Source organism: Tritonibacter sp. SIMBA_163 (genome assembly GCF_046535935.1).
GTDB lineage: Bacteria > Pseudomonadota > Alphaproteobacteria > Rhodobacterales > Rhodobacteraceae > Epibacterium > Epibacterium scottomollicae.
Window position 1 is genome coordinate 1 of sequence record NZ_JAWJBP010000332.1, and the last position, 278, is coordinate 278.

Sequence of the window (278 nt, forward strand, 5' to 3'; positions counted from 1 at the left end):
ATCCGGTCGCCGAGGCGCGCATGAGCGCCAGCGCGGAAGCCAAGCGGTCCGAGGGCAAGATTGCCGAGGCGCTGTTCAGCATCAACAACGTCGACCCCAACGAATTGAAGATGCAGCTGACCGAGCGGCTGGCCGCCAAGCTTGGTATCGACCTGGAAGAAGAGCGGTCGAACTACTCGCTTGGCAAGGCCATCGAGGAGGCCGCCAAGAGCCTCGACAGCACGCAGATCTCGGAGCTTGAGGAAGACCTCGGGCTGAAGACTGCCGGCGTGTCGCTT

At 62.9% G+C, this 278-nt stretch carries 1 protein-coding gene; it reads left to right on the plus strand.

Going from position 1 to position 278, the window contains the following annotated elements:
* Positions 1-20: 20 nt before the first annotated feature.
* On the plus strand, positions 21-278 hold a 258-nt coding region (locus R0J92_RS22620), incomplete at its 3' end, for a hypothetical protein (RefSeq protein ID WP_411053309.1).